Source organism: Auritidibacter sp. NML100628 (assembly GCF_003185985.1).
In the GTDB taxonomy this organism is placed as follows: Bacteria; Actinomycetota; Actinomycetes; order Actinomycetales; family Micrococcaceae; genus Auritidibacter; species Auritidibacter ignavus.
On sequence record NZ_QHLP01000006.1, the window covers coordinates 17,317 to 32,107 of the forward strand.

Sequence of the window (14,791 nt, forward strand, 5' to 3'; positions counted from 1 at the left end):
AGGCTGAAAAAACACTGAACACTAGTGTTAGACACCACATACGTATTTGACACCAGGCGACGCCACCAGCTGAAACAACACGTAGAGCCGGTCTTACCGACGCCTCCTGTTGTCAGCTCGTTGACCGTTGCGGAGAACGCTAGGGGCAAGTCGCTGGAATAGAGTGCTGAAACGCAGAACGGCGACGAACCCGCGGTGGAGTTCGCCGCCGTGCGACTAACCAGTCAGTCAGCTAGTTAGCTATGACGTTGCCGTCGAACGACCGTAAGCACAAGGCCCAGACCAATCAACGCCACAGCACCCATAACAATACTCAGCGCTGCACTACCAGTGCTGGCCAAATCACCGTCCTCACGATACGAAGGCTGATCAGGCGTCGCACCTGGCTGACCAGCAGTGGAAGACTCAGTCACGCCCGGCTCTTCCGGGGTAGACGTAGGAGTCGACGCCGAGCCACTAGGCTCCGGACTCGAAGGCTCAGAAGAACCTGGCTGCGTCTCACTAGGAGAAGGCTCACTCGGAGTCGGTTCACTGGGGCTCGGCTCAGTCGGCTCACTTGGCGAAGACTCACTCGGAGTCGGTTCACTGGGGCTCGGCTCAGTCGGCTCACTTGGCGAAGACTCACTCGGAGTCGGCTCAGACGGTTCCGTAGGAGAGGGTTCACTCGGAGTCGGTTCGCTGGGGCTCGGCTCAGTCGGCGAAGGCTCCGTAGGCGAAGGCTCCGTAGGCGAAGGCTCACTCGGAGACGGCTCAGACGGTTCCGTAGGAGTGGGCTCCGTAGGAGAAGGCTCACTTGGCGACGGCTCAGTCGGCTCACTTGGCGACGGCGAGGGCTCCTCAGCACCAACGAACGTCACAGGCGAGGACGTACGCATCCGTAACTGGGTACTCTCTGCACGTCCAACCGCTTTATTCACCAGAATATCGCCATTCTTACCACCGATCACCGAAAGGTTGACCCGGAAGGAAAGCGTCTTTCCGGGCGCCAGCTCACCGGTAATCACACGCACAGCCGTGGCATCCTCAGTAAACTCGGTGGACCAAATATCCGACGGAGTACCAGCACCACCGTTGACCTCAGCTCCCGGATCTTCGTCCAGCTCAGCGGGATCAACCGTCGTGTAGTAAACAGTCGCACCCTGGGGAGCGTCTACCGAAGCCAACTTCAACTGGGCATCGGTTGAGGTCCCCCTACCATCACCGTCATACGGCAATGAGTCGATGACGTCCACAAACGAGGAGGTGTTCGGGTCTTCGGAAGTGACCTTTACATCCCACCAGGCGGTGACGTCCTGATCCGGGTCATCAGCCTTCGGCAGGTCCAAGGTGGCCTGCTCGGTATCCTTCACAATCGAGGTGTGTCCAGAGCGCGGGACCACGAACTGCACGCTATCGTCAACCGTGACTTCCTGGGACGTGGCTGTGGCTTTATTCACGAAAACCGCACCCGGTTCGGCATCGTCAGGCACCGTGGCCTCAAAGACTATCTCACCCAGTTCGTCGTTGGGTAGCACGTTATCGATGGTCCAGGTCAGTACCTGCTGGCCATCGTCATTCGTACTCACCTCCGGCTCGCCCACCGCAGCTCCAGTCCTCGCTTGCGCGGTCCCGGGGACGTATTCCATGCCCTTCGCCAAGGTGTTTTTCACCACGACCTGGTCAGTGTCCGGTTCAGCCAAGTTGGATTCCAAACCATAACGCACCGTGTACTTCGCAGCGTCACCTGGTTTGTATTCGGTATTCTCAATGAGGTTCTCCACCAACGGGAACGACCCGACGACCAGAAGAGCATCACGTCCTGGCCCGGAGTACGGGTAGCGCCAGCCCTCCGGCGTCAAGGTGTTGTGTGGCTCTGCGAGATCAGGATTCATCGAGCGGTCATAATAATCAAGATTGTTCTGGATCCGATCGGCTCGCCACTCGTTACGACCTTGTTCCAGAGAGTAAGCCCAGGTATAAACGTCTTGACCGGGCTTCGCACTCGGTTTCAGCTTTAGCTCCGAAACCAGGTAGACCACTGATCTCTCGTGTGTTGTTTCGGCCAAGAGCTCTGGGCGAAGTTCAACCTTCACGGCCTTGACCGTGGAGAGGTCATCGGGCTTCTCAGTTGACCAGCCTGGCGGGTTGCCGTGAGCAGGATCGCTCCTCTTGGCCTCGGTACCACAGTTGAAGAAATTGGGATCTACCGGCTCCCCGGTCCAGGCGTCAACCATGTCACCGGTGTAGTACCAAATATCTCCCTCGTACGAGTCATCATAAATATAGGTAGGTTGCGCCTCCCGTTTCAATGACACACGTGCGTCTTGAAACTCTACATACTCAGTGTCGAAAGTCGTGCAGACCCAATTGTGCGCTTTTGAATTCTGGCTCGTGGTTGGCGTGGTGGCCGCGACCGAGGTCACGGTAGCGCCGGCTGGTACGCGGTACGTATTTGTCCAGGGAGAGCCTGGGTAAGCGTTGGGGCGCTGGGCACCGAGAACCCACCCTCCGGTAAACGCACCGCGCACGACCGGAATGGCGTTGGTCTTATTATCTAAGGTGTCCTCGTAGGTTTCTCCCTCAACCGAGGTGTAGGTCTGGGGCTCTGCTTTGAGCCGCACCGTACCGCCCCGTGCCTGCTGGTTATATGGCACCTGAAGGTGAATATTACCGGCGGTGATCACATCCCAACCGACCGGGAGAGGCTGACCGTTGGAGTCCAAACGAGGCCCGTTGTCGTAGTTCAGGTCGCTGAGGGTGAGCTCGAAGGTGGTGTCCCCGGTTTTTCTCAGGGTGCAGTCGGGAAAATGCGTGGACTGGTTTTCGGCGTGCTGACCATCCGAGAACGGGTAACCGGACTGGATACGGTCATTGGCCGAACAGCTCGTCTGGCGAGGATCGACAGTAGCGACCATTCTCCCATTCTGGTCGACGTAGCGAATGTCTAGCCTGTAGGTCACCGAGTCCGGGCCGTTGGCGGTCTGCTGAGCGTGAGAAATCGAGAAGGGGAAGTTGATGTTCTGATACCTGGTATTGGTGGCAATCAGCGACTGTGGGTGACCACCATCGAATTTTGCGGTCATACCGAAGTTTTTGATAATCGGGATCTCGGGGAGCTTGACCTCGTGGCCCCGGAACGTACCAGTCGCAGTCACGAAGGAACCGGCCGGGCCATCAGCCAGCACACCGGTGAAAGCAACCTCGGCGGTACCCTGAGCGCGTTCACCCAGATCACACGTCACGGAGCGGCGATCCTCCGACAACTCCGCTGACTCGCAGGTCTCCGGCGTATCGGTAAACACCGCGTTCTCCAGGGTCACTTCAAGAACGTTGCCATCAACATTGGCATTACCCGGAGCAGCGGCCGAGTCGTTGATATCGAGTCGCCACTGGGCCCCGACAACCCCAACCCCGGACTCCAAAGCCTCCGGCTGGTCAATCCAGTTTCCGGTAAATTCATAGGCCTTAGTCTGACCGGTCTCAGCCTCAGCCGGGAGGGCCGAGGGAAGAACCAGCCCGGCAACCAGGGCAAGGGCAGTCAAAAATATCGCGCTGAAGCGCAGGCGTAAGCGGATGGGCACAGGCGTTCCTTCGATAAGCCCCTGACCAGGGGTGATGAGCGATGATCGTTTATATACTAGCGAGTAAGTGCGCGCGTGGCTACTGAATATACACGACGCACCACCGAACACCTGTGAGGTTAATTACTACCCTTCTGAGCCGGCAAGTCAGCCTGAGAAATCGATGATCTGACGCACCGCAGCTCCGTCAGCGAGCTGATCCATCGCATCATTGATCTCGTCAAGGCGAATATGGCGGGTGATGAGCTTTTCAACGGGAAGTTTTCCCTCCCGCCACAGCTTTTCGAACCGCGGAATGTCTCGGGATGGCACCGAAGATCCCAGGTAGGAGCCCATCACGGTACGTACTTCGCTGGTCAAAGTCAGCGGGGTGATGGTGGAGGTGGCATCCGGGGAGGGGAGCCCTGCGGTCACCGTCCGACCGCCGGGGTTGGTGGCAGAGAATGCGAGTTCGAAGGCGCTGGGGTGACCGGCGCATTCCAGGGTATGGTCTGCGGTGATGCCTTGGTCTTTGACTTCTTCGGAAGTGTAGGTCTCGTGGGCGCCCAGCTGGCGGGCCTGCTCGAGCTTTTCTTCGGACATATCGACAGCGATAATGCGGTCAATTCCTTCGGCTACTGCAGTCAACAGTGCTGCCATGCCGACCCCGCCCAGCCCGACGATCATCACCGACTCGCCGGCCTCGGGGGCAACAGCGTTGAGCAGGGCGCCACCACCGGTCAGCACGGCGCATCCAAAGACCGCTGCGATTTCGGCCGGAACGTCATCACCCACCGGTACGACTGAGCGGCGGTCCACCACGGCGTGGGTGGCAAATCCGGAGACACCTAGATGGTGCTCGACCGTCTGACCATCGCGCGAGAGATGGCGCTGTCCGGAGATGAGGGTTCCGTCATTATTGGTTGCTGACCCTACCGAACAGGGCAATTTTCCGTCAGTCTGACAGTTCTTGCACTCTCCGCACCGGGGCAGGAAAGTCATCACCACGCGCTGACCGACCTCGATATCGGTCACCTCGTCTCCGACTTTCTCCACGATGCCGGCAGCCTCGTGGCCTAAGAGCATCGGCACCGGTCGGACGCGAGACCCATTGACCACGGATAGATCAGAGTGGCAGACCCCGGCTGCTTCCATACGCACCAATAGTTCAGACCCTCCGGGCTCGGACAGCTCGAGTTCTTGCACCACAATGGGTTGGGACTCGCCGTAGGGCCGGTCCCGACCAATCTCTTCCAAAACTGCACCGGTGATCTGCACGAACTGCCTCCTCAATAGTGGTTGTGCCCTCAGTCAAGCAGAGCGAACCACCGGCGACAAGAGTCCGCGGACAGCCATTTTCGGTGACGCTCAGATCCATTAGAGTACTGAGTGTGACACAGACCTCACTCAAGCCACTCGACAACATCACGGTTGTCTCCACAGCCATCAATCTGCCTGGGCCCTTGGCGGCAGCTCGACTCCGAGACCTGGGCGCAACCGTCATTAAACTGGAGAATCCAGCCGGTGATCCGTTGCGCCAGTTCGTTCCCGACTACTACGCCGAGCTCACCGCGGGGATGCAGATCGTCCAAGCTGATCTGAAGACCGACGCGGGCCGGGGTCAGCTGCTCGAGATCGCGGCCACCGCGCAGGTGTTGATCACCTCGATTCGGCCGGCTGCCGTGGCCAAATTGGGCTTGGACCAGGTGGTACGACAGTTTAATCTGGTGCACGTGGAGATCGTGGGTTTCGACGGTGACCGAGAGAATGAGCCCGGCCATGATCTCACCTATCAGGCCCGGCACGGCTCGCTCGTACCACCAGCCATGCCACAGATTCTGGGTGGCGATTTACTCGGTGGCGAACGCGGCGCGACGGCGGCTTTAGCTGGCCTGAACTTGTTGCGAAATCATCCGGAGATCACCGAGGGCACGGTGCAACGGGTGGTGCTGGACCAGGCTGCCGAGTGGGCAGCCGCTCCGGCCCGCTACGGGATGACCACCCCGGGCGCACCGTTGGGAGGTGGCAATCCGTTCTATCGGATGTATGACACCGCTGACGGTGTGTTGGCGGTGGCGAGTCTGGAACCACATTTCGCCCAACGCACCGCCGAGCTCTTGGGATCAACAGCCGAAGAGTTGGCCACTCAGTTCGCCTCACGCACCAACGCCGAGTGGGTGGCTTTTGCTCGCGAGCACGATCTGCCGTTTGAACCGGTGGTTAGCACCGATCATTAATCACTCACCATCAACACGACTCAGGGGCCTACCTGGCGGGTAGGCCCCTGAAAGGTTGGTGAGCTTGTGACGCTTAGGCGGTCTTCTTCCGCAGCACCATCAGGGTCACACCAGCAACCAGCAAAGCACCAGCAATCAGCAGGGCAATGATGGCCACGCTGGTACCTGTGTCAGCCAGGCTACCGGACTGCTCGGAGTCACCAGCGGCAACATCGTCGCCGGAGCCGGCAACGCCGTCTTCGGTACCGGCGCCAGCGGTGCCCTCTTCGTCCTCATCGGAACCGGCGGTGCCGTCTTCGTCGTCAGACCCGGGGGTCTGAGCGTCGTCGTCATCGGAGCCAGGGGCTTCTTCGTCATCGTCGCCAGCACCGGGACCGGGGGCGGCTTCGCCGGAGAGCAGGTCGAAGCTGAGCTTAGCCACATCGGTGTTGTCGATGTACTGACCGCGAACCGGGTCTTCACCCTGAACGTAGTTCAGCACGGAGTCAGCGCCAGCACCGTGTGCGAAGAACGGCACCAGAGCCTGAGTGTGGTCACCGGAGTACCAGCCGTCAACGGGAAGCTGGCCAGCTTCACCGGTGATCTGAGTCCAGGCGGTACCTGCACCGGGGCCGGAGAGGAAGCCGGTCTCGTGGTCAGCGGTCACCATCACCAGGGTCTCATCCCAGCTGGAGTTTTCCTCAACCCAGTTCACGACGGTATCCACAGCGTCGTTGAATTCGATCTGCTCTTCGAGGTTACCGGTGGTGGCGTTAGCGTGACCGGCCCAGTCAATGGCGCCGCCTTCGATCATGGTGAAGAAGCCCTCGTCGTTCTGCTCCAGAACGTTCAGGGCAGCGTCGGTCAGTTCAGCCAGGGTCGGCACGTCGTTCTTAGCGATTTCACCGGGCAGCGGGGACTGACCCTCTTCCAGGGGAACGCCGTCCACACGGCCGTTGTCACGACGAGGCTCAGCCTCAGCCAGGGCGGTGCGGTCAAACTGCAGGGTTTCTGCCACCGGCACCAGGCCGAATAGGGACTCCGGAACGTTGTTACCGTTGGCCACGTCCTTCAGCTCAGCGGTGGTCTCCAGGAAGGTGAAGTCGGTGTTGCCCTCCTGCAGGTCGGTGTACTGTTCCTCGGTCAGCCACTTCCAGTTGGCCTCGCGCTCCTGACCGTCCACATCGTAGAGCGGGTGACCGGCACCGATAATGACGTCCAGCTCACCGTTGATCATCTGCTCGGCGATGGCGTGGTTTTCACCACGATCGGCAACGTGTGCACCCCAGGAGGCCGGGGTGGCGTGGCCGAAGGGAACCGAGGAGACCACACCGGTGGCCAGACCCTTCTCCGCAGCGTACTCAGCGAAGTTTTCGACTGGTTCGCCGTCATCATCAACGCCCAGGGAGCCGTTGTGGGTCTTGTGACCGGACGCCAGAGCGGTACCGGAGGCAGCGGAGTCGGTCGGGTTGTTCTTCACCCAGTCAAAGTCAGCCCAGGCGGCTTCGGGATCGTAGACCGGTGAATCCAGCGAGTGGTGGGACATGCCAATCTGCAGGTCGAACTCTTCGTACGACTGCTGGGGGTTGTCACCGTAGTCTGACTGGTGTTGTTGCTGATCGTTCTCGGGATCAACGGAGATCTGCCAGTTCGACTCACCATTTTCAAACAAGCTGGCGGAGTCGACGTGGTTATAACCCATACCATCACCGATGAGCAGGATGATGTTCTTCGGGGCCTGGGCGGCCTCGGGGGCGTTAGCGGTTTCTTGCGCCGTGGCGGAGGGGGCTACCAGCGATGCGGTTGCCACCGTTGCAGCAGCACCCAAGGCGATGCGGCCGCACGTGGAGCGGAAAATACGCATTATTAACGAGTCCTCTTCGTCGTGGTTGAGAAAAACGGTACCGAACAGCATTCGGCACTGCGCTCCACGCTACGAAGGCCACAAAGATATATCGTTAATCTCTTTTTCAAGGTTTATAACGATTCAGTAAACATACAGCAAACAGGGCCGGGACCTGGGGAATGAGCGATCGCGGCCCGGCGTCAGAGGGCCACAGATTTAGTATTTCGTAACCTTTGGCACCGCGACGTGCTTGAGGCCTTCCACCCCAAACTCGAGGCCGAATCCAGATTTCTTAATGCCACCGAATGGCACCCGCGGATCTATCGCACCGTGCTGATTGATCCAGGTGGTACCGGCCTGAAGCCGATCGGCAACCGTCAGTGCCCGCTGTCGATCACTACTCCAGACCGAGGAACCCAGACCGACGTTGAGCTCATTAGCCCACGCAATGGCCTGGTCTAGGTCCGTGTAGCGGATGACCGGCAACACCGGGCCGAACTGTTCTTCTTGTACCAGCGGATTGGACTGATCGATATCGGCCACAATAGTTGCGGGATAGAAGTACCCCGCCTGGTCGGGATCGGGGTTCCCACCGGTCACCATCCGGGCCCCGCCCTCGCGGGCTTTGTTGACCAGATCGGCAACGATGTCGTACTGCTGTTGGTTCTGCAATGGGCCCAGCACGTTATGCTCCTCCAGACCCACACCCATAGCAACGTTGCTGGCTTGTTGGGCTAGCTCGTCGACAACCTGGTCGTACAAAGCCTCGGGAACATAGAGCCGCTTCATGGCCGCACACGTCTGTCCGGTGTTAATGAAGGCACCCCAGAACAACTCTTCAGCCAGCGCCTTCGGATCGGCGTCGTCCAACATGATGCCGGCGTCATTACCGCCCAGCTCCAGGGTCAGGCGCTTCAGGTCCGTCGCGGCCGAGCGCATAATGGCCTGGCCGGTGCGGGTCGAACCGGTAAACATCACCTTGTCCACGTCCTGGTGCTCCGTCAGCGCCGCGCCGATCTCGCCGCCCCCGGCCACCACCTGGAGCACCGCCTCAGGTAGGACCTGGTTGACCACGGCCACCAATGCCTGGACGGATAACGGAGTGTATTCGGAGGGCTTGAGAACCACCGTGTTGCCCATTTTGAGTGCGGCGCCGAACTGCCAGGTGGAGATCATCATCGGCCAGTTCCAGGGGCCCACCGCACCCACCACACCGACGGGTCGATAGCTCAGCACTGCGGTGCCGGACTCATCGTCCACGAGCACCTCGTCATTGAGCTCGAAGGACGCGGTGGCGCGGAGCCATCCCGCAACCGCTCCCACTTCGAAACGAGCGTTCGGGCCGTTCAACGGCTTGCCCACCTCACGGCTGAGCAATTCGGCAAGAGCCTCAGCGCTGGCTTCGACCGCATCGGCGACACGGTTCAGATACTCGGACCGCTTGTCACCACCCAGCGCAGCCCATGCTGGCTGAGCCCGCTTGGCCCGCTGTACGGCGGCGTCAACGTCATCGACGCTCGCCTGTCCGGTCGAGCCGATTACCTCGGCGGTGGCCGGGTCTTTAACCTCCACGCCACCATCGACGGTGACAGCTTCTAGCAATCCTTGATATGTGGTGAGATCGGCAGTCATCTCTTGTCCCTTCATCAGAATGTTGTTACTCCACACCCTAACCCCGACACATGAGACGTGAGTCACACTCAACACTGCACTGCGCTGGCGCCCAAGCGTTGTGCAGGAATCGACAAGACACTTCAAGTGATCTGGCTCACACTAGAGAGACCTAGTTTCCAGTGAAGGACAGATCATGACAACCACGACCCACACCACCCCCGCGCCCCGACGGATCGGTACCGTGTCCCTGGTCTTGGTGATCATTGCCGCCTCCGCCCCACTGACGGTGATGGCTGGCGGGATCCCAACTAACTACGCGGTCTCCGGCATGCTGGGTGTGCCACAAACCTATATCGTGCTCGGATTGTTACTGGTCGTCTTTGCGGTGGGATTCGCCGCGATGAGCCGACACCTGCACAATGCCGGAGCGTTTTATGCCTATGTCTCAGCCGGGCTGGGGCTCCGCCAAGGTATTGCAGCCGCTATTCTGGCACTGGTCTCCTACAACATGATGCAAATCGGGCTCTACGGTCTGGTAGGGTTTGCTTCCTCCAATCTGCTACGAGAACTCACCGGCCTGGAGGTGTCCTGGTGGCTGATGGCCCTGCTCTGTTGGGCCCTGGTCGCAATTCTGGGCATCAACTCCATCGATCTATCCGCCAAGGTGCTGGGCGTGGTCGTCGCGTTGGAGTTCCTGGTCGTGATCATCATCGATGTGCTGGCACTTGCGGTGGCACCTGAGGGAGCCGCCGCTGATGCCTTTGCCCCCGATCAGTTCTTTGCCCCCGGTATCGGCGTGCTGCTGGCCTTTGGGATTGCGGCCTTTATGGGCTTTGAGTCTGGTGCGATCTACTCCGAAGAGGTCACCGACCCCCGTCGCACCGTGGCCGGAGCCACCTACATCGCACTGATCACCATCGCGATCTTCTACGCGTTCTCCGCGTGGGCCTTCGGTATTGGTATTGGCCCCTCGCAGGTGGTCGAGCGTTCTGCCGAGCTCGGCCCCGATCTGGTCTTCGTGTGGCTCAGCGAGACCAGCCCCGTGCTGGGCCAATTCGCCTCGATCCTGTTCGTCACCAGCCTGATTGCCGTACTGTTGGCCTTCCATAATGCCGCCGCCCGCTACTTTTTCTCCCTCGGCCGCTCCGGGGTACTACCTCGTCAGCTGGCAGCCACCACCGGCACCGGCGCCCCGCTGGCCGGATCTCTCACCCAGTCAGCCCTGGCCGTGGTGGTCGTGATCGGCTTCGCCATCGCCGGCACCGGCCACGAACTCGGCCCGCTGTTTCCGGTCATCACGCTATTCACCTGGTTGACCAATGCCGCAGCTTTCGGACTCGTCTTCCTCTTAGCGGTCACCTCCGTGGCGATCATGGCCTGGTTTATCCGCCACCCCCACGGCTACGGGCTCTGGGTGCGCGTCATCGCCCCGGCCCTAGCAGCCCTCGGGCTGGCGGTGGTGTTCATCCTGATCTTGGCCAATTTCGATGTGATGATCGACGCTGAGGAAGGCTCCTCGCTGATCTTCATCATGCCCGGCATCATTCTCGGCTCCGGAGTGCTCGGGTTGCTCTGGGGCGAGGTGCTACGACGTCGCGAACCCGAGGCCGTGCCGGGCGCACCAGCCGAACTTGTCACCGTCGGAAAGGAACACCATGACTGAACCACACGTTGTGATTATTGGGGCCGGTTTCGCTGGATTGCGTGCCGCCCGCGAATTAGAGTCCGCCGGGATCTCGTGCGAGATCGTCGAGGCCCGCGACCGGGTCGGTGGACGAGCCTGGACCGATGAGCGCATGGGGCGCGCGATTGAGCTCGGCGCGACGTGGGTGCACTGGTTCCAAGCCCATGTGTGGCAGGAGATCACCCGCTACCAGCAACCGATTGTCGCCTCACCGGAGCCCGAACTGGTGTACTGGAATTCGCAAGACACCACGCATCAGGGCACCCTACAGGATCTGGATCGGACGATTCAGCCCCCGATGGCCGAGATCTTTGCTCGCTCAGAGCAGTACTTCCCTCACCCCTACGATCCGCTCTGGATCCTCTCGGAGGATTTCGACGGGCCCGCGGAGTTGCGCGAGCAGTTCCTGGCCGATGACCAAGCCTCGGTGTTGGACGCAGTGCGGGCCAGCGGGAATTTCACTCAGGAGCAGATCGATCTGGTCGATGCCTACTGGTCGGCCGGGTACGTGGGCTCGCCCCACACTGGGTCGGCGCTGATGGCCAAACACTGGGTCGCACTCTCGGATCACCGATTGAGACTACTGGATGACATCACCCTGAAGTACAAGCTAGTCAACGGCATGAAAGGCCTCTACGAGCCGATGGCTGCCGAGCTGAGTTGCCCGATTCAGCTCAACACTCCGGTCACCGCCGTCGACCACGACGGGCACAGCGCCCGTGTCACGCTGGCCACCGGTGAGGTGCGCGAGGCCAGCGCGGTGATCGTCACCGTCCCGGCGGGTGCGTTGCGCACCATCCGTTTCACCCCTGAGCTACCCGAGACGATCACCGCGACCATCGAGCAGGGGTGGAACACCTCGGGGGCGAAAATCTGGTTCAAGGTCAAGGGCCGACACAAGCTACTGGCCTATGCGCCCTACCCGGCGCCGATGGCCTGTATCCGCTCCGAATACTTCACCCCCGAAGGCGATACCATCCTGGTCGGCTTCGGCCCGGAGGCCTCCGCCGTGGATCTGGAGTCCACCGCTGATGCCCAGCGGATTCTCGACTACTGGCGCGATGACCTCGAGGTGGTGGAGTCTACCGGTCACGACTGGCAGAACGACCCGTGGTCGGGCCAAGCCTGGGGCACGTTACGCACCGGGCAGTTCACCGATGCCTGGCACCACTTCGAACGGCTCGAGCCCCCGGTGGTCTTTGCCGGCTCTGAGTTGGCTCGTGGCTGGCGCGGGGTGTGCGTGGACGGGGCCCTGGAGTCGGGACTGACCACCGCCCGGAAGCTGATCACGCACCTGGGTTCTTAACCCGGGCCCGGTAGGCCGAGGGCGATTCGCCAAAGGCCTGTTTGAACAGCTTGGAGACCTGCGAGGCGTCGTGAATCCCATAGCGGGTACTGATCTGTTGCACGGTCTCGGAGGCATGCACCGGATCGGCGAGATCGTCGCGGATCCGGTGCAACCGCAGGTCGCGAATCATGGTGCTGACCGTGGTGCCGTGCTCGGCGAAGCGGGTATAGAGCTGGCGGACGGAGACGTAGAAGTACTCGGCAATGCGTTGTGGCCCCAGCTCCGCATCCCCCAGGTGGTCTTCGATATAGGCGGTGGCGAGATGAAACAGCGGATTCTCACTGGTGTCACGTCCTTGGGCCTTGGAGGCCTCCAACAGGATGGTGACCAGCATCTGCAAGGATGAACGCACCAGCGACAGCGCGCTGGGGGTATGCAGGATCTGCAGGTTGTTCACCAGGTTTTCAAATAGTGGCACCACCACCCGACCCAGTCCGTGTTCGCGACTGACCGGTGTGGCGGTGACCAGAGAAACCTGTTCTTGCACCAGGTGCAGATACTCTTGGGGGAACTGCATCACCAGCGAGCGCTGGGGCCGGTCGAAGACCAGCTCATAGGGCCGGTGGGTGACGTACAGGGCCAAATCCCCGGGGGCCAGCACTGTGGTCCGGCAGTCCTGGGTCAGCTGGGATTGTCCCTCGATCTGCAACGAAAGCTTACACATGGCCGGTTGGGTGTTTTCGGGCACAACGTGCGGCTGGCACACCCGGTGGGCGTCGGTGGCCATATCCACCAGCAGGATCTCTCCCAGTAGCGCCTGCCGGCGCCCGGCCCGAAACGCCTGCGGGTCGTCTGCGGTGATGGTCAGGTTGTGGAAGCTGTGGGAGATGGCCTCGGTCCACTGGGCCAGGCTCAAGTGCTTGTGTGGCCCCGGATGCTGACAGGCGCCGAACCGGTGATCAGGTGCGACAGTCACGGCGCTTCCTGTTCGATCCCCCACTCTGCCACCAGCTTCTCGGTTCCGCGGGCCAGGATCGCCACATCGGCGGAGACGTTGACGAAGTCGGCCCCGGCGGCCACGTAGTCGCGAGCCTGATCGGCGTGGAACGCGTTGACGCCCACAATCTTGCCGGCCGCGTTCGCCTGGGCGATGACCTGCGTGACGGCGGCGATGACCTCCGGGTGGGTCTGACGGCCCAGCAGCCCCATCGAGGCGGAGAGATCCGAGGGGCCGATGAAGACTCCGTCAACACCGTCGGTGGCCAGAATCTCAGCGGCGTGGTTGACCGCGGTGTGGGATTCGATCTGGACCAACAGGGTCAGGGTGTGGCGGGCCCGCGCCAAGTAGTCGGGGATCCGGGACCAGCGACCCGAGCGGGCCAGGGCCGAGCCGAGGCCACGGACCCCGTCCGGCGGGTAGGCCACCGCCGAAGCAGCCGCCCGGGCTTGGTCGGGGGTGTCGACCATGGGCACAATCAGTGATTGCACGCCCAGATCCAGGTATTGCTTGATCAACACCGGGTCGTTATGTGGTACCCGGACCACCGAGAGCACCGGATAACCAGCGATGGCGCGCAGCTGGGACTGGATGGATTCTAGACTCAGCGGAGAGTGTTCGCCGTCGATGAGTAGGTAATCGAATCCGGCCCCGGCGCAGATTTCGGCCACCCCGGCGTCACCGGAAGAGACGAAGATCCCGACGATGGGGCCGTGCTGGTCGGGTTTGCCGCTCTGGGCGGGGAATAGATCCCGCAGGCTCGGTAGTGCCCCGGGCAATAGGCCACTGGTGGCGGGGTCTTGGGCGAGGAGTTGTTTTACGCGAAGTGACATGTCACGACTCCCAATGCACCGTAATCGGCATAGACCGTGTCGTTCTGGTAGACCCACATCGGGCGGGTGAAGGATCCGGCGAGAATCATTTCTCCAGCGGCCAGGTGGTCGCCGTGGCCAGCAATCCGGTTGGCCAGCCAGTGCACGCCATTGCCGGGGTGGTTCAACACGCCGGAGGCGACCCCGGTTTCGATAATTTCGTGGTTGCGCCACAGTGCGCCGGCCACCCAGCGTAGGTCCACCGCATCCGGGGAGACCGGCCGGCCACCGATGACCATCGAACCCAGTGCGGCGTTATCGGAGATGGTGTCGATAATCGTACGGCCCTGCATCTCGATCCGAGAGTCGAGCACTTCCAGAGCCGGCACCACGTATTCGGTGGCTCGCAGCACATCGAAGAGGGTCACGCCGGGGCCTTCGAGGTCCTGGTGGAGCACGAAGGCCAATTCCATTTCAATGCGCGGGTGGGTGTAGTTCTCCCACTGGTAGACATGGCCGGAGTCGAAGACCTGATCATCGAAGATCACCCCGTAGTCGGGCTCGTCGATGCCGGTGGCGTCCTGCATGGCCTTGGAGGTCAGCCCGATCTTGTGTCCGACCGGGTGGCGGCCGGCTTCGACCTGGCGTTCGGCCCAGATTTTTTGAATGGCGTAGGAGTCTTCAATCACCATGTCCGGGTATCGGGCGGTCAGTAGCGGGACCGGGGTGCGGTCTCGGTTGGCCCGGTGGAGTTCATCGGCGATCGCAGTGTGGGTCTGGTGATCCAACATGGGC

Annotated in this window: 10 protein-coding genes; 3 read left to right on the forward strand and 7 right to left on the reverse strand. The window is 61.2% G+C overall.

All coding sequences use genetic code 11. The features are described from left to right. Positions 1 to 236: 236 nt before the first annotated feature. Both DCC24_RS12185 and DCC24_RS05770 read right to left on the reverse strand, forming a co-directional pair. Complete coding sequence (locus DCC24_RS12185; RefSeq protein ID WP_199446234.1) at positions 237 to 3,560, reverse strand: isopeptide-forming domain-containing fimbrial protein; 3,324 nt, start codon at positions 3,558 to 3,560, stop codon at positions 237 to 239. 147 nt (positions 3,561 to 3,707) lie between these two features. Further along, a complete protein-coding gene (locus DCC24_RS05770) occupies positions 3,708 to 4,817 on the reverse strand; it encodes an alcohol dehydrogenase catalytic domain-containing protein (RefSeq protein ID WP_110098975.1) in 1,110 nt (369 codons plus the stop codon). A 113-nt stretch (positions 4,818 to 4,930) separates the two neighbouring features. On the opposite strand from DCC24_RS05770, the gene DCC24_RS05775 reads away from it, so the two are divergent. Next, a complete protein-coding gene (locus DCC24_RS05775) occupies positions 4,931 to 5,776 on the forward strand; it encodes a CoA transferase (protein ID WP_110098976.1) in 846 nt (281 codons plus the stop codon). A gap of 73 nt (positions 5,777 to 5,849) precedes the next feature. Here DCC24_RS05775 and DCC24_RS05780 read toward each other — a convergent pair whose 3' ends face one another. Both DCC24_RS05780 and DCC24_RS05785 read right to left on the reverse strand, forming a co-directional pair. Continuing rightward, positions 5,850 to 7,670 (reverse strand): alkaline phosphatase, encoded by a 1,821-nt coding sequence (locus DCC24_RS05780; RefSeq protein ID WP_110098977.1) that lies wholly within the window; start codon positions 7,668 to 7,670, stop codon positions 5,850 to 5,852. 147 nt (positions 7,671 to 7,817) lie between these two features. Next, on the reverse strand, positions 7,818 to 9,233 hold the full coding sequence (locus DCC24_RS05785; protein ID WP_110099069.1) for an aldehyde dehydrogenase family protein: 1,416 nt from the start codon (positions 9,231 to 9,233) through the stop codon (positions 7,818 to 7,820). 175 nt (positions 9,234 to 9,408) lie between these two features. Here DCC24_RS05785 and DCC24_RS05790 point away from each other — a divergent pair, with 175 nt between their 5' ends. Together DCC24_RS05790 and DCC24_RS05795 are read left to right on the forward strand one after the other, a co-directional pair. Further along, entirely contained in the window at positions 9,409 to 10,878 is a 1,470-nt protein-coding gene (locus DCC24_RS05790) for an APC family permease (RefSeq protein WP_110098978.1), read from the forward strand. After that, positions 10,871 to 12,205, forward strand: coding sequence for an NAD(P)/FAD-dependent oxidoreductase (locus tag DCC24_RS05795; RefSeq protein WP_110098979.1), 1,335 nt, complete (start codon positions 10,871 to 10,873; stop codon positions 12,203 to 12,205). The genes DCC24_RS05790 and DCC24_RS05795 overlap by 8 nt, the downstream gene beginning before the upstream one ends. Here the strand turns inward: DCC24_RS05795 and DCC24_RS05800 are convergent. From DCC24_RS05800 to DCC24_RS05810, 3 genes are read right to left on the reverse strand one after another with little or no spacing between them, the layout of a single operon-like run. Continuing rightward, positions 12,186 to 13,163: a helix-turn-helix domain-containing protein gene (locus tag DCC24_RS05800; RefSeq protein ID WP_233487907.1), complete on the reverse strand. Its 978-nt coding sequence runs from the start codon at positions 13,161 to 13,163 to the stop codon at positions 12,186 to 12,188. The genes DCC24_RS05795 and DCC24_RS05800 overlap by 20 nt on opposite strands. Then, complete coding sequence (locus DCC24_RS05805; RefSeq protein ID WP_110098980.1) at positions 13,160 to 14,017, reverse strand: HpcH/HpaI aldolase/citrate lyase family protein; 858 nt, start codon at positions 14,015 to 14,017, stop codon at positions 13,160 to 13,162. The genes DCC24_RS05800 and DCC24_RS05805 overlap by 4 nt, the downstream gene beginning before the upstream one ends. After that, on the reverse strand, positions 14,002 to 14,787 hold the full coding sequence (locus DCC24_RS05810) for a 2-oxo-hepta-3-ene-1,7-dioate hydratase (RefSeq protein ID WP_110098981.1): 786 nt from the start codon (positions 14,785 to 14,787) through the stop codon (positions 14,002 to 14,004). The genes DCC24_RS05805 and DCC24_RS05810 overlap by 16 nt, the downstream gene beginning before the upstream one ends. Positions 14,788 to 14,791 lie beyond the last annotated feature (4 nt).